General features: G+C 72.3%; 15 protein-coding genes. 13 read left to right on the forward strand and 2 right to left on the reverse strand.

The features are described 5' to 3' along the window. Nucleotides 1-23: 23 nt before the first annotated feature. The 3 genes from wecB to VIS07_05785 are packed head-to-tail and all read left to right on the forward strand — an operon-like array spanning nucleotide 24 to nucleotide 3,341. Nucleotides 24-1,184: a UDP-N-acetylglucosamine 2-epimerase (non-hydrolyzing) gene (gene wecB / locus VIS07_05775; protein HEY8514999.1), complete on the forward strand. Its 1,161-nt coding sequence runs from the start codon at nucleotides 24-26 to the stop codon at nucleotides 1,182-1,184. Then, nucleotides 1,181-2,458, forward strand: coding sequence for an O-antigen ligase family protein (locus tag VIS07_05780; GenBank protein ID HEY8515000.1), 1,278 nt, complete (start codon nucleotides 1,181-1,183; stop codon nucleotides 2,456-2,458). The genes wecB and VIS07_05780 overlap by 4 nt, the downstream gene beginning before the upstream one ends. Further along, nucleotides 2,448-3,341: a hypothetical protein gene (locus tag VIS07_05785; protein ID HEY8515001.1), complete on the forward strand. Its 894-nt coding sequence runs from the start codon at nucleotides 2,448-2,450 to the stop codon at nucleotides 3,339-3,341. Before VIS07_05780 ends, VIS07_05785 begins: the two co-directional genes overlap by 11 nt. Before the next feature lie 24 nt (nucleotides 3,342-3,365). On the opposite strand, the gene VIS07_05790 is transcribed toward VIS07_05785, so the two are convergent. Next, nucleotides 3,366-5,330, reverse strand: a complete 1,965-nt coding sequence (locus tag VIS07_05790) for a M12 family metallopeptidase (protein ID HEY8515002.1) — start codon at nucleotides 5,328-5,330, stop codon at nucleotides 3,366-3,368. A gap of 424 nt (nucleotides 5,331-5,754) precedes the next feature. Between VIS07_05790 and VIS07_05795 the strand changes: the two genes are divergently transcribed. Further along, on the forward strand, nucleotides 5,755-6,918 hold the full coding sequence (locus VIS07_05795; protein HEY8515003.1) for a glycosyltransferase: 1,164 nt from the start codon (nucleotides 5,755-5,757) through the stop codon (nucleotides 6,916-6,918). Here the strand turns inward: VIS07_05795 and VIS07_05800 are convergent. Next, complete coding sequence (locus VIS07_05800) at nucleotides 6,896-10,129, reverse strand: fused MFS/spermidine synthase (GenBank protein ID HEY8515004.1); 3,234 nt, start codon at nucleotides 10,127-10,129, stop codon at nucleotides 6,896-6,898. The two genes, VIS07_05795 and VIS07_05800, sit on opposite strands and share 23 nt — an antisense overlap. Before the next feature lie 101 nt (nucleotides 10,130-10,230). On the opposite strand from VIS07_05800, the gene VIS07_05805 reads away from it, so the two are divergent. From VIS07_05805 to VIS07_05845, 9 genes are all read left to right on the forward strand, one after another. Next, the gene (locus VIS07_05805) at nucleotides 10,231-12,453 is read left to right on the forward strand and encodes a glycosyltransferase (GenBank protein ID HEY8515005.1); all 2,223 of its coding nucleotides are present in this window, start codon (nucleotides 10,231-10,233) and stop codon (nucleotides 12,451-12,453) included. 3 nt (nucleotides 12,454-12,456) lie between these two features. Beyond that, complete coding sequence (locus tag VIS07_05810; protein HEY8515006.1) at nucleotides 12,457-14,742, forward strand: glycosyltransferase; 2,286 nt, start codon at nucleotides 12,457-12,459, stop codon at nucleotides 14,740-14,742. Nucleotides 14,743-14,920: 178 nt separating this feature from the next. Then, nucleotides 14,921-16,147 carry a type II secretion system inner membrane protein GspF gene (gene gspF / locus VIS07_05815; GenBank protein ID HEY8515007.1) on the forward strand — a complete coding sequence of 409 codons (1,227 nt, stop codon included), beginning with the start codon at nucleotides 14,921-14,923 and terminating at the stop codon, nucleotides 16,145-16,147. A gap of 79 nt (nucleotides 16,148-16,226) precedes the next feature. Next, nucleotides 16,227-16,652: a type II secretion system major pseudopilin GspG gene (gene gspG, locus VIS07_05820; protein HEY8515008.1), complete on the forward strand. Its 426-nt coding sequence runs from the start codon at nucleotides 16,227-16,229 to the stop codon at nucleotides 16,650-16,652. 32 nt (nucleotides 16,653-16,684) lie between these two features. Further along, complete coding sequence (locus VIS07_05825; GenBank protein HEY8515009.1) at nucleotides 16,685-17,158, forward strand: prepilin-type N-terminal cleavage/methylation domain-containing protein; 474 nt, start codon at nucleotides 16,685-16,687, stop codon at nucleotides 17,156-17,158. Then, complete coding sequence (locus tag VIS07_05830) at nucleotides 17,155-17,574, forward strand: type II secretion system protein (protein HEY8515010.1); 420 nt, start codon at nucleotides 17,155-17,157, stop codon at nucleotides 17,572-17,574. The genes VIS07_05825 and VIS07_05830 overlap by 4 nt, the downstream gene beginning before the upstream one ends. Before the next feature lie 4 nt (nucleotides 17,575-17,578). Next, nucleotides 17,579-18,280: a prepilin-type N-terminal cleavage/methylation domain-containing protein gene (locus VIS07_05835; GenBank protein HEY8515011.1), complete on the forward strand. Its 702-nt coding sequence runs from the start codon at nucleotides 17,579-17,581 to the stop codon at nucleotides 18,278-18,280. A gap of 50 nt (nucleotides 18,281-18,330) precedes the next feature. After that, nucleotides 18,331-19,353 carry a hypothetical protein gene (locus tag VIS07_05840; GenBank protein HEY8515012.1) on the forward strand — a complete coding sequence of 341 codons (1,023 nt, stop codon included), beginning with the start codon at nucleotides 18,331-18,333 and terminating at the stop codon, nucleotides 19,351-19,353. Beyond that, nucleotides 19,350-20,798, forward strand: coding sequence for a PilN domain-containing protein (locus tag VIS07_05845; protein HEY8515013.1), 1,449 nt, complete (start codon nucleotides 19,350-19,352; stop codon nucleotides 20,796-20,798). Before VIS07_05840 ends, VIS07_05845 begins: the two co-directional genes overlap by 4 nt. Nucleotides 20,799-20,800: the final 2 nt, after the last annotated feature.

Consider the following 20,800-nt stretch of genomic DNA (forward strand, 5'->3'; position numbering starts at 1 on the left):
CCGCGGCGCCGAGGACACCGATCATGAAGCTACTCGTCGTCGCAGGCACCCGTCCGGAAGCGATCAAGCTCGCGCCGGTGATCGACGTCGGTCGCCGCCGGGGGTGCGAGGTCGTGGTGTGCGCGACCGCGCAGCACCGCGAGATGCTCGATCAGGTTCTGCGCCTGTTCGACATCGTGCCCGACCACGACCTCGACCTGATGCGTCCGAACCAGACGCTGCCCGATCTCACGGCGCGAGCGCTGAGCGCGATCTCGCCGGTGATCGACGAGGTGCGACCGGACTGGGTCGTGGTGCAGGGCGACACGACGACGGCGATGGTTGCAGGTCTCGCCGCCTTCTATGCGCGCGTGCCGGTGGCGCACGTCGAGGCCGGGCTGCGCACCGGCGACCTCGCGCGTCCGTTTCCCGAGGAGCTGAACCGCCGTGTCGTCGACGTGCTGAGCGCGGCGCACTTCGTCCCGACGCCGACCTCGCGCGACAACCTGCGCGCCGAGGGTTTCTCCGACGCGACGCTGTACGTGGTCGGCAACACCGTGGTCGACGCGCTGCTCGCCGCGCGCGCGATGGAGTGTCCGCCGATCCCGGCGGTGCCCGAGCTCGCTCCGGGCGAGCGCCTGGTGCTGGTCACCGCGCACCGACGCGAGAGCTTCGGCGAGGGGATGCGGCAGATCGCGCGTGCGCTGCGCCGCATCGTGCGCACGCACGAGGACGTGCGGCTCGTTTACCCGGTGCACCCGAACCCGAACGTCGGCGCGCCGATGCGCGAGACGCTCGGCGACGAGCCGCGCGTGCATTTGATCCCGCCGCTGGACTATCTGCCGTTCGTGCACCTGATGGCGCGCGCGTACTTGGTGATCAGCGATTCGGGCGGCGTGCAGGAAGAGGCGCCGTCGCTCGGCGTGCCGGCGCTGGTCATGCGCGAGACCACGGAGCGTCCCGAGGCGATCGCCGCGGGCTGCGTGCGGCTCTGCGGCGTGACGGAAGAGGGCATCTTCGCCGCCGCGCACGAGCTGCTCACCGATACGGCGGCGCACGCGCGCATGGCGCGGGCGATCAACCCGTACGGCGACGGCCACGCAGCCGAGCGCATCGTCTCGATCCTGCGCGGCGAGCCGTGGACTCCCTTCGTGGCGGGCAGCACGCCGCCGGTCGGCGTGGCGTCCGGCCGTCCCGGTCGATGAGCCCGGACGAGATCTCACAGCTCGCATCACTCGGCATCGTTCTGCTCTCTGCGCTCGTGGCGTGGTTCCACCCGGCGTGGGTCTTTGCGCTCGTCCTGATCGCCGTGCCGCTGCGCGTGCCGATCTTTCCCTCGGTCGAGATCGCGACGCTGCTGTTCCTCGGTGCGCTGCTCGGCCGCGCGCGCGAGATCGTCTTTGCGATGCGCGCCGAGCCGACGCTGCTCGCGCTCACCGCAGCGCTGCCGGCGTGGTTCCTGGTGTCGGCGCTGTGGGCGCTGCAGCCGTCGTTCGTCTTCTACGCGACCGGCAAGTGGCTCATGGTGTGGCTCGCGATGTGGCTCGTCGTCGCCGACGACACGCTGCGGCCGCGGCGCGTGGTGCTGAGCGGCTTCATCGCCATGGCGCCGTCGGCGCTCTGGGGCGCAGCCGAGCGTTTGCGTCTGATCGCGCCGCTCGGCGACCCGGAGATTTTGCGCAACCGCGCGATCGACCTCGGCTACATGATCCGCGGCCGCGCGCTCTTCTGGCATCCGAACCGTCTCGCCGAGTTCGTCGAGCAGATCGGGCTGCTGCTGATCGGCTGCGGCATGAGCCGTCTCATGCCCGTGCTGTGCGCGGTGGGCGTCGCGATCGCGTGCTTCGGCGTCTGGGGAACGGACTCGAAGGCCGGCATCGCGACCATGGTCGGCGGCGGGCTCGTCACCGCGGCGTTGCTCTGGATCGTCGCCGTCGCGCGCCGCACGATGTCGGCGACCGCGCGGCGTCGTGCCTCGTGGATCGCTGCCGGCGGCGTGGTGCTCGCGCTCGTCGTCGCCGCTTGGGCGTACGTCGCGCACGGCGGCATCGGCTCGCGCGTGCTCATCTACCGCTACGCCTGGCAGCTCGTCGAAAAGCAGCCGATCCTCGGCGTCGGCGGCGGCAACTGGGCGCTCGCGGTCGGGATGGCGCCGCTCTCGGTGAGCCGTTTCTGGTTCCGCTCGCACGCGCACTCGCTGCCGTTGCAGCTCCTGGTCGAGGTCGGCGCGATCGGCGTGCTGCTGGGCGTGCTGTTCTTCGCCACGCCGCTGTGGGTCGCGTGGCGGCGTCTGGGTGACGCCGCGCGCGAGTGGCGCGGCGTCGTGCACGGCGCGATGGCCGGCGTCATCGGCCTCCTCGCGCACAACCTCGTGCATTATTTTTTGCGCGACCCGGTGGACGGGATCACGACCGGGCTGCTGCTCGGCCTCGCCGTGCGCGGCGTACGATCGAGCGGCGAGAACGGCGATGTTCCGTGACCGCGACCTCGCGCTGCGAGCTACGGCCGCGCTGCTGCCGGCGGCGGCCGGCGACGCGCTGACCGAGCGCGCGACGCCCGCGCTGCTCGGCGAGCGCTTCGCGCACGTCGCCGCCGCGGCGCGCGCGGCGATGCAGCAGGTGCTCGGCGATGCCGATCTGGCGGACGCGGCGAGCCGCCGCTTCGTCACCGGGCTCGCGCTCGACGACCTCGATGCCCTGCGGGCATGGCTCGGCCGCGACGGCGACCGCGCGCGGACCGTGCGGATCGAAGGCGCGCCGCTGCCATCCGTCGGCGCCGCGGTGTTCGTCGGCTTCCACCTCTCGGGCGGTCTGCCGGCGTTCGACGCGCTCCGACGCGCGGGCTTCTCGCCGACCTTCCTCTGCGCGCCGCCGCGTCCCGGCTGGACGCGCTACCAGCGCGCGATCGCGGCGGCGCGCCTCGGCTACCTGCGGCGAACGCTCGCCCGGCCGTGGATCCACACGGGCCCAGGGGCGCGGGGCGCTCTCGAGGAGCATCTCGCGGGCGGCGGCGCGGTGGTCGCGCTGCTCGACGTCCCGCGCGCGGCGCTCGAGCTGCGCGACCGCGTCCCCGCGACGCTGTTCGGCCGCACGGTCGACGTGCCGGTCGGCGTCTTGCGCCTCGCGCGAGCGCACGGCGCTCCGATCGTGCCGTTCGACGCGCGCATCGAGCGCGGCGTGCGCGTCGCGCGCTTTCACGCCCCGATCCGGGAGGCGAGCGTCGAGCAGACGGCGCGCGAGGTGGTGCGGGTGCTCGAGGGCGTCGTGCGCGCGCGGCCCGCGGACTGGCACGCGTGGCTCGAGATCGACCAGCTGCTCGCGCCAGCGGAGGCGTCTGTCGCCCCGATCGGCGAAGTGCCGTAGAGACCGGCCGAGCCGGCCTGCGCCTCACGGCTGGTAGGCGACGACCTCGCTGCGTCCGTCGCCGGTGACGTCGGCGAGCAAGCAGCTCTCGCCGGCCTGACACACGGTCGTCCCGGAAGCGCCGCCGTTGGTGAAGCCGCTGCCGGTCGAGCGTGCGATGCGGGCGCTGCCCTGCGCGCGCGCGAACGCGACCACGTCGCTGCGTCCGTCACCGTCGACGTCGCCGGTCGCGAAGGCGTCGCCGCCGGCCATCTGCGCACTGGCGATCCGCTTTGCATTGACGAAGGCGCCGCCGTTCGAGCGCGCCACGTGGATCTCACCGAGCTTCGCGTCGATCTTCAGCAGGTCGCTACGGCCGTCGCCGTCGACGTCGGCGAGCTGGCACGTCGCAGGAGCCTCGCAAAGCGATGCGTGCCAGAGCTGCGGCCCCGCGAACCCGCTCCCCGTCGAGCGCGCGACCCAGACGCCGCTCGCTCGCTTGCGCTTCGGGGTGGCGATCAGATCCGCGCGGCCGTCGCCGTCGACGTCCGCGACGTGGCACGTCTGGTCGTTCGTGCACATGCGCTCGTGCCAGCGCTTGGGCGGCGCGAAGCGGTTGCCGCTCGACAGGGCGACCCACACGTCGCCGATGATCGGCTTCTCGACGCAGCTCGGCTTGTTCGGCTTGCAGCCACGGCCACCGCGCATCGCGATCGCGTCGGCGCGTCCATCGCCGTTCACGTCGCCGAGCAGGAACGCCTTCGCGCGCCGCGCCACGCGATCGCTCCAGGCGACCGCGCCCGGATTCGGCGAGAAGCGCGTTCCGTCGGACAGCGCGACCCAGGCCCGGTGCGGCTTGCTGCGATCGATCGACACCAGGTCGGCGCGACCGTCGCCGTTCACGTCGGCGGCGAGGCAGGCCTGTCCGGTGAGGCAGAAGACGTCGTGCGCTCGCGCGCGCCCCGCTTCGTCGAGCAACGTGCGAAAGCCCGACGAGCCGTCGGTGGTGAGCGGCGCGAGCCAGACGGGATCTTCGTAAAGCAGGTGCACCGACGCGACGTCGCCGGCCGAGAGCTGGTTGGTGCGCAGCCACGTCGTGCCGTCCGGGCGCGTCAGCGTCGGACGCTCGGTGTCGATCACGAACAGCGGATCCCGGATGAACGACGGGTAGATCATGATCGAATCGAAATCGAAGGCCCCGAGGTCGACGCCGTCCGCGCCGATCTCGACGTAGGTCGCGAAGTTCGGCTCGGCGCCCGGACGCACGTTGTCCCAGTGCACGACGAGGTGCCTGTCGCGATCGGCGCGGCTCTGCTCGTGCCAGAGCCCGACGGCGTGACCGATCTCGTGCACCACTTGCGACGTCGCGCACGCGAGGCTCAGGCGAATGAGCTGCCTGCCGCCCTGACGACCGACCGGCGAGTCGCAGCCGGGACCGGTGGTGAACTCGACGAAGTCGCCGGCCGCCGCGGCGCGCTGCGCCGGCGTCAGCTGGCGGAAGCGGAACCGCGTGTGCGTTTCCCACTGGCGGATCGCGTCGTGCACGCGCTCGGGCCAGGGCAGGGCCGGATCGATCGAGTAGGGGATCGTCATGAGCGGCCAGCGCGCGTCGCGCACCGCGCGCCCGACGCCCTGTGCGGTCGCAAGCCCGTCGTCGCTCGACATGGCGGAATCGGAACTCGTCGGGAGGACGATGTCGCCCTCGACGATGCGCTCGCCGTCGGCTGCCGTGCTGGGCACGGGCTCGAAGCCCGCGGGTTCGCAGCCGTCACGCGAGCGCAAGCTCGCGGTCGCCTCGTCGTGCGCGCGCTGGCAGTCGCGCTCGCACGCCGGACGCAGCTGCTCTCCGTCCTCGGTGCGCTCGGCGTCTTGCGCGCAGCGCGTCAGGCACTCGGCGAGACGTCGCTCCTCGCGCGCGAACCGGACGGCGCAGCTCGCATCGTCGCTCGCACCATGCGCGTCCGTCACCGGGAACAGGATGACAAGACAAAGTTGGATGGTCGCGAGCATCGCCGTCGCGCGATGCGGAGGCGGGACCTGGATGGAGGTTGCGTTCATGTCGTCGGGGGCAGTGGTGCCCGAGGAGCGGAGCAATGGCTGTGCCGAGAGCCTGTACGTCGACGTTTTGCGCGACGACGCGGAGAAATTGCGCAACTGCAGGATCGCGCGCAACCGGGGTGGAAGCTGTAGCTCTTTCATGAAGTCTGGCATGAGTTGCGCGTTGGCGGTCGCGAGGCGGTCGGCGCGTTCTCTCGACACGACGCCGGTTTTCGCGCTGCCCGATCCGGGGACGCGCCGGGTACGCGGCGGCATCGGCGTCGTGTAAGAACCGCCTCGTGGGGTTCTCCAGCAGGGCAGGCGAGGACGCGCCCGGATGCGCGCGTCCACCCGCACGTCGAGACCGGCTCGCGCGTCGTCCCGGGGGCGCGCGACGATGATGCGGCTCGGCATCGTCGGACCCTTTCACCCGCTGCGCGGCGGGATCGCGCTGCACACGGCGGAGATGGCGTCTGCCGCGCGGCGTCGTGGGCACCAGGTGCGCGTGCTCTCGTACTCCCGGCTCTACCCCGACCTGTTCTTCCCCGGCCGCACGCAGCTCGACCCGGACTCGACGCCGCTCGTCGGCAGCGACGTGCCGCGCGCCGCGCTGATCGCCTCGAGCGCGCCGTGGACGTGGCCGCGCGCCGCCGCCTGGCTCGTCGGCGGCTCACCCGAGGTGGTCGTGCTGCAGCGCTGGCACCCGTTCTTCGCGCCGGCGCTCGCGACCATCGCCGCGCGCGCGCGTGCCGCCGGGGCGCGCATCGTCTGGATGGTGCACAACGCGAGGCCGCACGAGGGCCGCGCGGCGCCATGGCGACCGCTGCTGACGCTCGGCATGCGCCGCGGCGACGTATGCTTGACGCACGCGTCGAGCGAGCTCGAGGCGCTGCGGAAGCTCGGCGTCGCGGCCGAGCTGCGCGTCGTGACGCACCCCGCGCCGTCGATCGTGCCGAAGAACGTCGACGGCGCCGAGGCGCGCCGCGCGCTCCGGATCCCCGACGACGCGGTCGTCTTCCTCTTCTTCGGCTACGTGCGGCGCTACAAGGGCGTCGACGTGCTGCTCGAGGCGCTGTCCCGCCTCTCCGACGACGGGCCGCCGTGGCACGCTCTGATCGCGGGCGAGTGGTACATCGACCGCACCGCGGCGGATCGCGCGGTCGCGCGCCCGCCGCTCGCGGGACGGGTCACGATCCTCGACGGCTATCTGTCGACGTCGGACGCCGCCCGCTGCTTCGCCGCCTCGACGGTCGTCGTGCTGCCGTACCGCTCGGGGACGCAGTCGGGCGTCGTGCCGCTCGCCTACGCACACGGACGCGGCGTCGTCACGACGCGCGTCGGCGGGCTCGCCGAAGCGGTGCGCGACGGCGAGACCGGGCTGCTCGTGCCGCCCGAGGATCCCGCGGCGCTCGCCGCCGCGCTCGACGAGATCCGTCGCGGACGGCGCTTCGACCCGCAGGAGATCGCTGCCGCCTACGCGCGCAGCGGCTGGGAGCGCTTCGTCGAGGTGCTCGAGGAGATCGCGGCGCCGCCGAACGTCAAGAGCCGCGCCGCGAGCTGAGCGCCGCCAGATCGGCCTGCGCGGTCGCGTTGTCCGGATCGAGCGTCAAGACCATGCGCAGCAGGCTCTCGCCGCTCGTCTCGTCGCCGCGCCAGATCGCGGCGCGTGCTTGACGGTGCAGCAGGACGGCGTGGTTGTGCTGCGTGCGCTCGGCATTGCGCCGCGCGCGCTCCGCGTCGTCGGCGCGGCCGAGCGCGTCATACGCTTGCGCGAGCAGCAGCCAGCCCTCGACCCAGTTGGCGTTCTCGGCGAGCAGGTAGCGCTCGAGCGCGGCGCGCGCCTCGTCGGGACGCCCGGTGTAGAGCGCGAGGCGTCCGTCGTGCTGCAGCAGCTCGGGATCGAACGCGACGAGCGACGAAGCGAGCAGCGGCGTCAGCGCCGCGCGCGCCTCCTCGTAGCGGCCGAGGCCGACCAGCGCGTGCACGCGCATGCCCTGCGCGCGGGTCGCGCCGGGATCGCGCGCCAGCGCCTCCTCGGCGTCGCGCAGCGCGTCCGCCCAGCGCTCGTCCGAGAGCGCCAGCTCGGCGCGCAGCTGCAGGATCTCCGGCGCGCCGGGCGCGATCGTGAGCGCCTCGTCGAGCGACGCGATCTGGTCGTCGAGCGCGAGGCGGCCGTCCTTGTCGAGCGCGCGCGCGATCACGACCGCGGCCGCGATCGCGTGTCCCGCGCGCCCCTCGCGGGTCGCGTCGCGCAGCAGCTTCGTCGCGACCTCGGTCGCCGCGCGGCGCTGCGCGTAGGACAGCGCGAGCGCGCCGAGGGTCTCCGCGTCGAGCGGCTCGCCGACCGCGCGCAGCAGCGGCAGCACGCCCTGCGGCGCGACCTCGGAGAACGCGCTCCAGTTCGGCCGCACGGTCTCCTCGTGCAGCATCCACGGCGTGCCGAGCTCGATGTGCAGGTTGTCGTCGGTGTTGACGACCTTCGCTCTCGCGGCGAGCTTCGCGGTGTCGGCAGGAAGCAAGCGCACGAGGCTCCACAGGTCCATGGTGGAGAACGTGCCGACGCGCTCGAGGTCGGCGCGCACGCTCTCCGGCAGGTTCTCCCAGCGCGGCAGGTCGTCGCGCGTCAGCGGACGGTCGGTCGCGAGCAGCAGCAGGTCGGGATTCAGATCGGAGTGCGCGAAGGCGTAGACGTACGCGAACTGCTCGTGCAGCGCCGCGAGGATCGAGTACAGCGCGTCCGGCTCGAGCGAGTAGAGCTGCACCCACTGCAGGAGGCGTCCGCCCGGCGCCAGCGCACGCTTCGCGATCGCGAAGAACTCGCACGTGAACAGGTTCGCGACCCCGCTCATCCAGGGGTTCGACGGCTCGGACACGATGACGTCGTACTTCTCGGGCGTCGAGGCGAGGTGCGTGCGCGCGTCGTCCAGGATGAGACGCACGCGCGGATCGTCGAGCGGCCGCCCGCTCTGCGCGTCGAAGAAGCGCGAGGCTTCGATGATCGCCGGCTCGATCTCGACGGCGTCGATGCGCTCGACGCCCGGATGGCGCGCGACCGAGCCGACCGTCACGCCCGACGCGTAGCCGATCACCAGCACCTTCTTCGCCGGCGGGCCGAACAGCATCGGCACCTCGCCGAGCAGCACCTGCGTCGGCATGTCGCCGAGGCTCGAGGCGTCGATCTTGCCATTGACGCGCAGCATGACGATGCCGCCCTCGCGCTCGACCGAGACCGTCGTGTTCAGGCCGTCGCGGTAGAAGAGCAGCTCGTTGCCCGGCACGCCGTCGAGGGGTTGCGACTCGAGTCCGAAGTCGAGCGCGCTGTCGGGCGTGCGGAACACGCCGCGCGTCAGCGCGACGTGGTCGAACGGGATCGGCACGACGAGCAGCAGCGCCGCGGCGCCGAGCGCGGCCCACGCGAGGCCGCGCTGCGTTGGCTGCGTGCGTCGCGAAGCGAGCAGCAGCGCGCCCGCCGCGGCGAGGTTCAGCGCGCCGCCGAGCGCAAGCGTGTCGCGCAGCCCGAGCAGCGGGATCAGCACGAAGCCGGTCGCGAACGCGCCGCTCGCGGAGCCGAGGGTGTTCGCGAAGTACACCTTGCCGACCGCGTCGCCGGCGTCGCCCGTGCCGCTCGCGACGAGACGCGTGACGAGCGGGAACAGGCCGCCCAGCACGAGCGTCGGCGGCAGCATCGCGAGCACCGACAGCACGACCTGCGCCTCGGTGAGGTGCGTGCTGCCGAGGCCGCTCCACTCGATCCAGGCGAGCAGCAGCGTCGGCAGGTGCGGCAGCGCGAGCGTCGTCGCGAGCCCGAGGAGCGCGAGCGCGACCATGCCGCCTTCGAGGAGCGCGAGCGGTGCCGCGGTGCGCTCGATCCAGCGCCGGAAGAGCAGGCTGCCGAGCGCGATGCCGGCGAGGAACGCGCCGAGCATCGACGCGAACGCGTAGATCGAGGAGCCGAGCACGACGGCCAGCGCGCGCGTCCACGCGACCTCGTAGAGCAGCGCGGTGAAGCCGACCGTCGCGTAGGTCACGAGCAGGACCCAGGTCGGCAGCGCGCGCTCCCCGCCGTGCGCGGCACGCACGGGAGCGACGCCAACAGACGCCGCAGAAGGTGTTGCGCCGGAGCGGTCGACGAGCGGCGCCACCACGAGCAGCGCGACCGCCCCGACGCCGAGGTCGAGCAGCGCGCCGAACCAGTTGGTGCGCGTGAGCCCGAGCGTCGGGAAGAGGACGAAGGTCGCGAGGAAGACGCCGGCCACGGCGCCCAGCGTGTTGAGCCCGTAGAGCAGCCCGGTGCTCGCGGCGATCCGTGCGTCGCGCCGCACCAGCGCCTCGACGACGATCGGCAGGGTCGCGCCCATCAGCACCGTCGGCACGAGGAGAAGCAGCAGCACGACCACGAAGCGGCACAGCGCCGCCGGCCAGAACCCCATGCCGTAGAGCACCTCGCGGTCGAGCGTCGGCAGCCAAGTGAGCAGCCACGGCACGGCGAGCGCGTAGGCGCCGATCGCCATCTCGATCCAGCCGTAGGCGCGCACGCCGTCGCGCAGCCGGCCGGCGACGCGGCCGCCGGCGAGGCCGCCCAGGCCGAGCCCGAGCATGTAAGCGACGAGGATCGTGCTCGCCGCGAGGGTCGTCGACCCGAAGACGAGGCGGAGCTCGCGCGTCCACACCACCTCGAGCGCGAGGCTCCCCATCCCCGAGGCGAGGAAGCACGCGCCGACCATCGCGCGACCGCGGAACCCGAGCGACGTCTGCGCTGCTGGCGAGTTCACGCGCAGACGCGCTAGCACAGCCGCGCAGCGCCGGGCGAGCCGGGATCGTCGTCGCGGCGACGCGGTGGCCGCCCTCGAGTGGGTACGCTAGACCGTGCGCCGTGCGGATCGCGGTGGTGGTGCACGGATACCCGCCGCTCGAAGCCGCCGGCGTCGAGCTGGTCGCGAAGGAGCAGGCGGACGCGCTCGCGGCGCGCGGCCACGAGGTGTCGGTGTTCGCCCGCACGCTGGATCCCGCACGCGAGGACGGCGCCTGGTCCGACGACGTGGTCGACGGCGTGCCGGTGCGCCGCGTGGTGAGCAACTACGCGCCGCGCACGCCGTTTCGCGAGTACTACGACAATCACCGCTTCGACGACGCGTTTCGCACCTTTCTGCGCGAGCGTCGTCCCGACGTGGTGCACGCGCAGCACCTCATCCTGTTCTCGCCGAACCTGCTCGCGATCGCGCGCGAGGAGGGCTGCGCCGTCGTGCTGTCGCTGCACGACGCGTTCTACCTCTGTCACCGCATCTTCCTGCTCGATCACGAGGAGCGGCGCTGCCCCGGGCCGGACGCCGGCGCGCGCTGCGTCGCGTGCCTCGCGGACGTCGGCGGCAGCGAGGATGCGCGCCATCGCTTCGACTACATGGCGCGCATGCTCGCCGTGCCCGACGCGCTGGTGGCGCCGTCGCAGGCGCTCGCGCGGCGCTACGCGAGCGAGCTGCCGTTTCTCGAGGGGCGGATCGTGGTCGTCGATCCGGGGCTCGCGCGCGTGCCGGCGCGGGTCGAGCGCGCGCGCGGTGCGCGTGATCGCGTGCGCTTCCTCTTCATCGGCACCTGGCTGCCGCACAAGGGGCTCGACCTGCTGCTCGATGCGCTGCGTGCGCTCGACTTAGAGCGCTGGGAGCTCGCGGTGTACGGCGCGCCCGTGTACGGGCACGAGGAGTGGCTCGAGCGGCTGCGCGCGGCGACGCGCGAGCTGCCGGTTAACTGGCGCGGCGCGTTCGCGCCGAACGAGCTCGACGCCGTGCTCGGCGCTTCCGACGTCCTCGTGCTGCCGTCGCGCTGCGACGAGTCGTACTCGCGGGTCGTCCGCGAAGCGCGGGCAGCCGGCCTCGCGGTGGTCGCGCCCGCGACCGGAGGACCGGCGGACGCGCTGCGCGACGGCGTCGACGCGCTGCTCGTGCCGCCGTGCGACGTCGCTGCGCTCACCAAGGTGCTCGCGCGTCTGACCGACGACGCCGCGCTGCGCGAGCGCCTCGCGTCCGCGCCCGCGCGCTGGCCGACGGTCGCGGAAGCCGCCGAGCGTCTCGAGCACGTCTATCAGGACGCGCTCGCGCGTCGCGCGTCACGCGTGCGCGACGGTCGCCCCGCGCCCACGAAGGTCACGGTCGCCTACGTCACGAAGAACGGCGCCGAGTGGCTGGACGAATCGCTGCGCATGGTGCGCGCGCAGGAGGGGCCGTTCGAGCTCGTCGAGATCCTCGCCGTCGACTCGGGCTCGACCGACGGCACGCTCGAGCTGCTCGCGCGCCACGACGTGCACACGATCCGCATCCCGCCCGAGGAGTTCGGCCACGGCCGGACGCGCAACCTCGCGGCGCGCGAGGCGACCGGTGACGTCGTCGTATTCTTGACGCAGGACGCGTCGCCCGCGAACTCCGGCTGGCTCGCGCCGCTCGTGCGCGCGCTCGAGGACGATCCGCTGCTCGCCGGGGTGTGGAGCCGTCACGAGCCGCGTCCGGGGTGCCATCCGATGGAGTGGCGCAACCTCGTCGAGTTCCCGCTGTTCCGCGACACCCCGACCGGGCTGCGCGTGTCCTCGGCGCGCGGCAACCCCGACTACGCCGCGCACCCCGAGATCTACTACTGGTTCTCGAACAACAGCTCGGCGTTCCGCCGCGACGTGCTGCTGCGCTGGCCGTTTCCCGATGTCGAGTTCGCCGAGGATCAGGCGTGGGCGCGGCTCGTGCTCGAAGCGGGCTTTCGCACGGCGCTGGTCGGAGATTCCCTGATCCTGCACTCGCACGCGTACTCGCCGTGGACCAACTTGCAGCGCAACTTCGATCACGCGCGCGCCATGGCGGAGGACCTCGGACAGTCGGACGACTTGACGCTGTCCGAAGCGGTGCGCGCGGCGCTGCGCGAGACGCGACGCGACGTCGCCTTCTGGGCGCGCTTCCGCAACCGGACGCGGCTGCGGGTCGCCGTGCGCTGGGGCGCGATCGCGCTCGCGTACCACCTCGGCGCGTTCGTCGGACGCTGGCTCGGTCCGCGCGCCGTGCACCTGCCCGAAGCGTTGATGGGTCGCTTGTCGCTGCACGAGCGCTTGCGCGCCGGCTGAGGCATGACGCCGCGCGCGACGATCCTCATCCCGAGCTTCAACCACGCACCGTACGTCGTCGAGGCGGTCCGGAGCGCGCTCGCGCAGACCGAGCCCGACGTCGAGGTGCTGGTCATCGACGACGGCTCGACCGACGACAGCCTCGCGCGGCTCGCCGAGCTCCGCGACCCGCGCTTGCAGGTGTTCGCGCAGGCGAACATGGGTCTGTCGCGCACGCTGAACCGCGGGCTCGAGCTGGCGCGCGCACGCTGGGTCAAGTTCCTGCCGTCGGACGACGCGCTCGAGCCAGAGTGCATCGCGCGCGAGCTCGCGGCGGCGGAGGCGGACCCGCGCATCGGCGTCGTGTTCGCGCTGCCGCTGGTGGTCGACGCGGCGGGCGCGCCGCTCGCGGACCCTGCGCCGCAGGCGTGGTTCGACGTGACGGTCGGCGGGCGCGACGACATGCTGCGCGGCCTCCTCGAGCGCAACTTCCTGTGCGCGCCGTCGGCGCTGTTCGCGCGCGAGCGCGCGCGCGCCGTGGGCGGCTTCGATCCGAGCCTGGTGGTCGCGCAGGACTACGACCTGTGGCTCAAGATCCTCGCCGACGCGGAGGCGGTGCTGCTGCAGGAGCGCCTCGTGCGCGTGCGCTGGCACGGCGCGAACCAGAGCGCGCACGTCACGCCCGCGACCGAGGCCGAGCGCGCGCGCGTCGTGGTCGGTGCGCTCGAGCGTCTCGGGCTCGAGCGCTGGATCGAGCTGTTCCGCGATCGGGACGCGGCCGCGGGCGAAGACGCGGAGCGCCGCGCACGCCACGCGCTCGCCGCGGCGCTCGAGCGCGCGTCTCTGCACGAGCTCGCGCCGTACGTGCAGCGGCTGCGCGACGACGCGGTGAGCCCGCCGGATGCTGCGGGTGTGTCCGCGCCCGGTGTCGCTTCGGCCGCCGCTGCGGTGACGCCGGCCGCGCCTCGGCCGCACGCTCTTCCGCCGCACGCGTCTCGCACGACGGCGCCGGTCGTCGCACGCGAGCGGCCCTCGCTGGTCGCGCGCCTCGGGCGGCTGGTCGCGCGGCTCGTCCGCGGCGACCGCAGCCGAGCTCGTGACCACGGCGACGGCGCCGAGCCTCCGGCGCCGACGATCCCGCCGGGACCGCGCGTCGAGCGCTGGATCGTCGCGGGCCACGCAGCGAAGGAGGGCGCGCCGTCGCGCGGCGAGCGTCTCGCGCGCGCGCTCGCCGCCGCGGGCGTGGAGGTCACCTGGGTGCCGCACGCCGAAGCAGCCCGCAACGACGTCCAGCCCGCGCGTGCCGGCGCGCTACGCGTCGAGCCCTGGAATCTCGCGCGGCTGCGCGCGCTCCTGCAGGACCACGACGCGCGCGTGCGCCTCGTGCTGCAGACGGTCGACGCCGAGGCGGTCGCGCTCGCGCGCGAGGCGCGGCTACGCGGCGTGCGCGTCCTTTATGACAAGACCGAGGCGGCGGCCGCGCTCACCTCGTGGGCCGACGTCGAGACCGAGCGCGCGCTGGTCGAGGCGGCGGACGATCTCGTCGGCGCGTCGCGGCCGCTCGTCAAGCAGCTCGCGGTGCACCGTCGGCCGGTGCACCTGCTGCCCGATCCGGCGGACGACGCGGGCTGGAGCGCGCTCGCGGCGTCGCTGCGCTCGGTGACGGCGCGGCCGACGGTGGCGGTGGTCGTGATCTTCGGCGCCGACACCACCGTCGCGGACGTGGCGGAATGCCTCGGCGCCGTCGTGACCCCGGCGGACGGTCCGCTGCGGGTCGTCGCGATCGACGACGGAGTGAGCGACGCCGTGCTCGAGGATCTCGACGCCCGGGAGGAGCGCCGCGAGCTGCAGCTGCTGCGCAATCCGCGCCGCGGACCGGCGTCGGCGCGGAACCTCGCGCTGCGCGCGAGCGGCAGCGAGATGGTCGTGCTGCTCGACGCGCGCCACCGCGCGCCGGGCCCCGGCTGGCTCGCGTCGGCGACCGCGCGCCTGCTCGGCGAGCGTCGCCTCGGGGCGCTCGTCGTGCGCGGCGCGCCGGGCGCCTCGTGGGCCTGGCTCGCGCCGCGCGCGGTGCTCGCCCGCGCGGGGGGCTTCGACGAGGCCTACGACCCCGGCACGTTCGAGGATCACGACCTCGAGCGCCGGCTGCGTTCACTCGGCTACGAGGTCGCCGACTGGCCCGCCCCCGCGCCGCGGCCGGCTCCCGCACGCACGATCCCCGAGGCGGAGCTCCGTCGCGCCGCGCGACACTACGAACGGCGTTGGCGCGTGCCGCCACCGTCGACGTCCGACCCGGCGCGCGTCCGTTGAAAGTTTGATTTCCGCCGAATTTCTTCGCAAAGATAGCGTCCATGGAGCCAGGCCGGCGCGTCGCCGGCGCCTTACCCGGTTGATTTCGGCTGCTCGGGGAGCGAGAGCGCAAAGAGACTCCAGAGCCGCGTCGTGAGGGTGGTGCGCCGCGCGACCACCTCGGCCGGCAAGGCACAGCATGGCGCAGTTCCAGTACCGGGCGACCGACGCGGAAGGGAAAATCCTCGAGGGCGTGATCGAGGCCGCCGAGCGCAGCATTGCGGTCGCGCGGCTGCAGGATCGCGGCCTGATCCCGCTTCGCGTCGCCGAGCCGGCGGCCGAGCGCAGCGGCATCGCGAGCATCTCGCTGCCGACGCTGAGCTTCAAGCGCGGCATCCGCGGTCGCGACCTGCTCATCTTCACCCACGAGATGAGCACGCTGCTCGGGGCCGGCATGCCGCTCGACCGCAGCCTGTCGATCCTCGCCGACCTCTCCGAGCGTCCCGAGATGAAGCGCGTCGTCTCGGACGTGCTGCAGTCGGTGCAGCGCGGCAAGTCGCTCGCCGAGGCGCTCGCGCAGCACCCGAAGGTCTTCCCGCCGCTCTACGTCAACATGGTGAAGGCGGGCGAGGTCGGCGGCGTGCTCGACCACGTCCTGCAACGCCTCACCGACTACCTCGAGCGCGCCAACGAGCTGCGCGACGAGGTCCGCTCGGCGATGGTCTACCCGATCATCCTGCTGGTGACGGCGTTCATCTCGGTGACGATCCTTCTCACCTACGTGCTGCCGAAGTTCGCGTCGATCTTCGCGCAGGCGGGGCAGTCGCTGCCGTTCACCGCGCGCATGCTGCTCGCGACCTCGGACGCGATGCGCTCGTACTGGTGGGCCGGCTTGATCGTGATCGCCGCCGCGACGATCGGCTTCATGCACTGGAGTCGGACGCCGAGTGGGCGGCTGCGCTGGGACGCGTTCAAGCTGCGCGTCGTGGTGCTCGGTGAGCTGGCGCGCAAGGTCGCGGTGGCGCGCTTCGCGCGCACCCTCGGCACGCTGCTGCGCAGCGGCGTTCCGATGCTGCAGGCGCTCGACATCGTCCGCGAGGTGTCGGGCAACCTGGTGCTCGCCGCGGCGATCGACGAGGTCAAGGTGGGCGTTCGCGGCGGGTCGGGAGTGGCCGCGCCGCTCAACCACAGCGGCGTGTTCCCGCCGCTCGCGCTACAGATGATCAGCGTCGGCGAGGAGACCGGCAAGCTCGACGAGATGCTCGTCCAGGTCGCCGAATACTTCGACAAGGACGTCCGTCAGGAAGTGAAGCGGCTCACGTCGCTGCTCGAGCCGGCGCTGCTGCTGGTCGGTGGCATCGTGGTCGCGTTCGTCGTGCTGTCGATGTTCTCGGCGATCTTCAGCATCAACAACATGCCGCTCTGAGGCCGTTGGAAGGAGGCACGAGCTCGTGATTGGACAGGTCAACTTGCGTGCGCTGGCCCGCGCCGGGCAGCACGTCGTCGTGCGGCGCAACGAACGCCGCGAGGCTGGCTTCACCCTGATCGAGCTGCTGGTCGTGCTCGTCATCATCGGTCTGCTCGCGACACTCGTGGCGCCGAACTTCATCGGTCAGAGCGAGAAGGCGAAGCCCAAGGCGGCGCGCGTCCAGCTCGAGAACCTGCGCAACGCGCTCGACATGTTCCAGCTCGACGTCGGGCGCTACCCGACCACGGAGGAGGGCCTCGAGGCGCTGCGCGTGCGGCCGAACTCGGCGCCGCGCTGGGCGGGTCCGTACCTGCGCGACGAGATCCCGCTCGATCCGTGGGGTCACCCGTACGTGTACCGGAGCCCGGGTGAGGGCGGCGCCAACTACGACATCGGCAGCTACGGCGCCGACGGCCGCGCGGGCGGCGACGGCAACAACGCCGACATCGTCATCTCCGGGTAGCCTTGCGCGCGTCGTTTCCATGCGTGACCCGGGTGGCGCGACGCCCGGGGAGCGAGGACGGCTTCACGTTCCTCGAGATTCTGCTCGTCGTCGGCATCATCGCGGTCGCGGCGACGCTGGTCGCGCCCGCGATCGATGCCGGCATGCGCGCGCGCGAGGTGCGTAGCGCGGTGCGCGCGATCGCCGCGACGCTGCGCACGGTGCAGAGCGACGCGGTGGTCTCCGGCCGCGTGCAGCATCTGATCATCGATCCGCACGACAACAAGATCGGCGCGGTCGAGCGTGACGCGGTGCTCGAGCTCGGCGACGTCGCGCAGCTCACGGACATCCGCGGCGGGGAGATCGACCCGTCCGGTCTCGTCCGCGTCAACTTCTATCCCAACGGCAGCACGAGCGGGCTCGACCTCGTCGTCGACGACCGCGAATCGCCCGGCGACATCGGCTTCCTCGTGAGCCTGGATCCCTTGGTCGGCCTGGTCACGATCCAGGACGAGCCGCACCGGTGAATCTCCGCCCGCCGGCCTCGGCGTCCGAGCGCGGCTTCACGCTGATCGAGATCGCCATCGGCATGGCGATCCTCGGCCTCGGCGTCGTGCTCGCGCTGCAGGTCTTCGGCGGCTCGATGCGTCTCGCGCGCAACGCCGCGCGCCTGACCGAGGCGGTCGTGCACGCCAAGGCGCTCATGGACTCCGTGCTGTGGGCGCCGGAGCTCGCCGAGGGCGTGACGCACGGCGAGATCGGCAACGGCTTCCGCTGGCAGCGGACGATCCGCGCCGCGGGGCTCGAGGACGGCGCCGAGGAGGATCAGACCGACGTCAAGCTCGCCGTCATCTCCGTGACCGTCGAATGGGACGAGCCGAACGGCGTCAAGGCATACACGATCGGCACGATGCGGATCGTTCCGAACTATGGCGAGGAATAGCGGCATGCGGAGCGAGAGCGGGTTCACCCTGCTCGAGCTCATGATCTCGCTCACCCTGCTCGCGGTGATGCTGGTGATGGCCTACAGCGTGTTCGCGACCGCGCTTTCCTCCGTGCCCCGTGGCGAGGACGCCGCCGCCCGCTCGGCGCGAATGCGCGCCGCGACCTCGCTGCTCGCGCGGCAGGTCCGCTCGATCGTCGCCTACCCGGTCGAGGGCGAGGAGGAGTCGACCCCCTGCTACTTCTGGGGCGACCCGTACTCGTTCGGCTTCATCACCGCCGCCCCGCAGCACAACGGCGGCGAGGGGCTCGGCTGGGTGACGTACTGGAGCGACGGCTCGAGCTTCTGGATGGCCGAGCGCATCATCTTCTCCGCCTCGGCGATGTCGGGTGACACGCCGGAGCCGACGAGCGAGATCAAGCTGCTCGACGGACTCTCGGGGGCGCGCTTCCAGTACCTGCGGCTCGACGGCACCGACAGCGAGTGGCGCGACTCCTGGGATCCGTTCGAGGAGCAGACGCTGCCGGGCGCGATCCGCATCACGCTCAACGGCCTCGGGGTCGGCGACTCGTACTGGATCCAGGAGATCCCGGTGATGCTCGTCGCCTACGGGCTCGGCTCGTACGATTGCGAAGGTGGCTTCGCCGACCGCGAGCTCTTCGACGGGGACGACGGCGACGACGAAGACCCCGGCCTGGACGAATAGCGATGCGCTTCCCGCCGCAGACATCCGCACCGTCGCCCGGCCGCTCACGGATGGCCGACGAGTCTGGATTCGCGCTCGTCATCGTGATGTGGCTCTTCACCGTGCTCTTCGTCCTCGGGGCAGAGTTCGCGGGCGCGATGCGCCAGGACGCAACGGCCACGAAGAACTTTGCGGACGAGACGCAGAGCTATTATCTAGCGACGGCGGCTGCGAACCTGACGTTTTACCGAGCGTTCCTCGACCGCGATCGCGGAACGCGGCTCGAGCTCGTGGGGAACGATCAGGAGGGGCAGCCCGGGCTGGACGTGGAGGAGGAAGGGCCGCTCGTGCACCGCGACGGCGAGTGGCACGAGGTGCAGCTGTGGGGCGCACCGGTGATGGTGCGCGTCACGGACGAGGGGGGCAAGATTCCGATCAACTTCCCCGCGAGCGCGTACGACACGAAGCTCTACCCGCTTCTCGTCCACGTGCTGACCAACATGGGCGTCGAGCTCGAGCGGGCGTCCGCGATCGCCGACGCCGTCGTCGACTGGCAGGACGACGACGACGAGCACCGCGTGAACGGCGCCGAGAGCGACTACTACCTCTCGCTGCCGAAGCCCTACATCGCGAAGAACGCGCGCCTCGACTCGCTCGAGGAGCTGCTGCTGATCAAGGGCGTCACGCCGGAGCTGTACTACGGGGGCAACGAGCAGTACCCGATCGGGCTGCGCGACGTGTTCTCGGTGTTCAACAACACCGGTCAGGTGAACCTGCGCTACTCGACCCCGGAGGTGAAGCAGGTGCTGTTCGGGCTCGACGAGGAAGAGCTCGCGCAGATCGAGCAGCAGATCGCCGAGCAGCAGGGCGTCGTGCTGCCGGTGCTCGAGGCCCGCCTGCCGATCCAGCTCCAGGGCGGCAGCCTGGTCTCCGAGACCGAGGGCGGCGGGATCCTCACCGTCGAGGCGCAGGCGCAGCTGCCCTCGGCGCGCGTCAAGGCGCACGTCGGCGCGGTGATCAACATCGAAGATTCGAACGAAGGCATCGTCGTCTTCCGCTGGATGGACCAGATGGCGGTCACGGAAACCTCATGAGCACGTCGTCGACCGCGCGTCTCTTTCAGCGCACCGCCCGACTCGACTTCCTCGACGGTCTCGGGATCGCGATCCAGCAGCACAGCGTCGCGCTGGTTCACCTCGTGAAGCGGCTCGCGACGGTGTCGCTGCAGCACCACAAGATCGTCCCGCTGCCGGGCGCCGAGCAGGCGGACGCGCGTCGCACCGCGCTCGCCGCCGCGATCTCGGGCTTCGTCGCCGAGCACTCGCTCGACGCCGACCGCACCTACGTCAGCTTGCCGCGCGCCAACGCGGTGCTGTCGCGTCTCTCGCTGCCGGCCGCGGCGAAGGGCGACCTGCATCAGGTCATCGAGTTCGAGATCGAGCGTCTGATCCCGCTCTCGCGCGAGGAGATCTACTACGACGCCTTCGTGCGCGAGGTCGCCGGCAAGCTCGACGTGCTGGTGATGAGCGTCCCGCGGCGCATCGTCGCCGAGGTGATGGCGGCGCTCGAGCTCGCCGAGGTGCGCGCGCGCAGCGTCGTCATCTCGCCGGTCGCGATCTACGACTACCTGCGCTTCTGCTCACGCGACGACGAGGAGCACGTCGTCACGTTGATCGAGGAGGGCGACGCGGTCGAGTTCGACTACGTCGCCCGCGGCACGCTGGTCGCGAGCCATCTGGTGCGCGTCGACGAGGTCGCGTCCGGCGGAGCGATCTCGCGCCTGGTGAGCCAGGAGGCGGTCACCGTCGGTGGCGCGCCGTCCGCCGTCAAGGTGTACGCGTGGCGCGCGACGGCCGGCGTCTCCGGCGCGGACGAGGCGAAGGCCGGCGGCTTGCCGCCGGACATGCTCGCGTCGGGCGCGGAGCTGCTGCGCTGCGCGGAGGGCGCGCTGTCCGCACCGGACGACTTCTTCACCTCCGCCTCGCCGGCGCTGGTGCCGGCGATCGGCGCCGCGCTCGGCGCGGTCCGCGAGGGCTCGGCGGGTCTCAACCTGCTGCCGCCCGAGGAGCGTCGCAGCGTCGAGGAGGGCGCGCCGGTCGTGACCTTCCTGTGCGCGGCGGTGCTCGTGCTGGTGACCGCGGTCTGGCTGATCAGCGCGCTGGTCAAGGATCACCGCATCGCGAGCCAGCTCGAGCGCGAGCTCGCCGAGCTCGCGCCGACCATGCGCGAGGTCAATCGCAACGAGGACGAGGCGAAGGCGCTGCGCGAGAAGCTCCAGCTTCTGACCCAGGGCGACCGCCGTCGCATCTCGGTGCTGCTCAAGGAGCTCACCGACGCCGTGCCGCGCGACGCGTACCTGACGACGTTCCGCTTCCGCAGCGGCAAGATCGAGCTCGAGGGCTTCGCGAAGTCCGCTTCGGACCTGGTGCCGCTGCTCGAGCGCTCGCCGTACTTCAAGAACGCGCAGTTCACGTCGCCGGTGACCAAGGTGCAGGACAACCAGGAGCGCTTCTCGCTCGCGTTGGAGATCGAGGAGTAGGA

This window comes from Candidatus Binatia bacterium, assembly GCA_036563615.1.
Classification (GTDB): Bacteria; Desulfobacterota; Binatia; order UBA12015; family UBA12015; genus DATCMB01.

Coding starts and splice junctions, on each gene's coding strand:
- VIS07_05780 (HEY8515000.1), top strand. CDS start 1,181: ATGAGCCCGGACGAGATCTCACAGCTCGCATCACTCGGCATCGTTCTG.
- VIS07_05795 (HEY8515003.1), top strand. CDS start 5,755: ATGATGCGGCTCGGCATCGTCGGACCCTTTCACCCGCTGCGCGGCGGG.
- VIS07_05840 (HEY8515012.1), top strand. CDS start 18,331: ATGGCCGACGAGTCTGGATTCGCGCTCGTCATCGTGATGTGGCTCTTC.
- VIS07_05810 (HEY8515006.1), top strand. CDS start 12,457: ATGACGCCGCGCGCGACGATCCTCATCCCGAGCTTCAACCACGCACCG.
- VIS07_05835 (HEY8515011.1), top strand. CDS start 17,579: ATGCGGAGCGAGAGCGGGTTCACCCTGCTCGAGCTCATGATCTCGCTC.
- wecB (HEY8514999.1), top strand. CDS start 24: ATGAAGCTACTCGTCGTCGCAGGCACCCGTCCGGAAGCGATCAAGCTC.
- gspF (HEY8515007.1), top strand. CDS start 14,921: ATGGCGCAGTTCCAGTACCGGGCGACCGACGCGGAAGGGAAAATCCTC.
- VIS07_05845 (HEY8515013.1), top strand. CDS start 19,350: ATGAGCACGTCGTCGACCGCGCGTCTCTTTCAGCGCACCGCCCGACTC.
- VIS07_05790 (HEY8515002.1), bottom strand. CDS start 5,330: ATGCTCGCGACCATCCAACTTTGTCTTGTCATCCTGTTCCCGGTGACG.
- VIS07_05785 (HEY8515001.1), top strand. CDS start 2,448: ATGTTCCGTGACCGCGACCTCGCGCTGCGAGCTACGGCCGCGCTGCTG.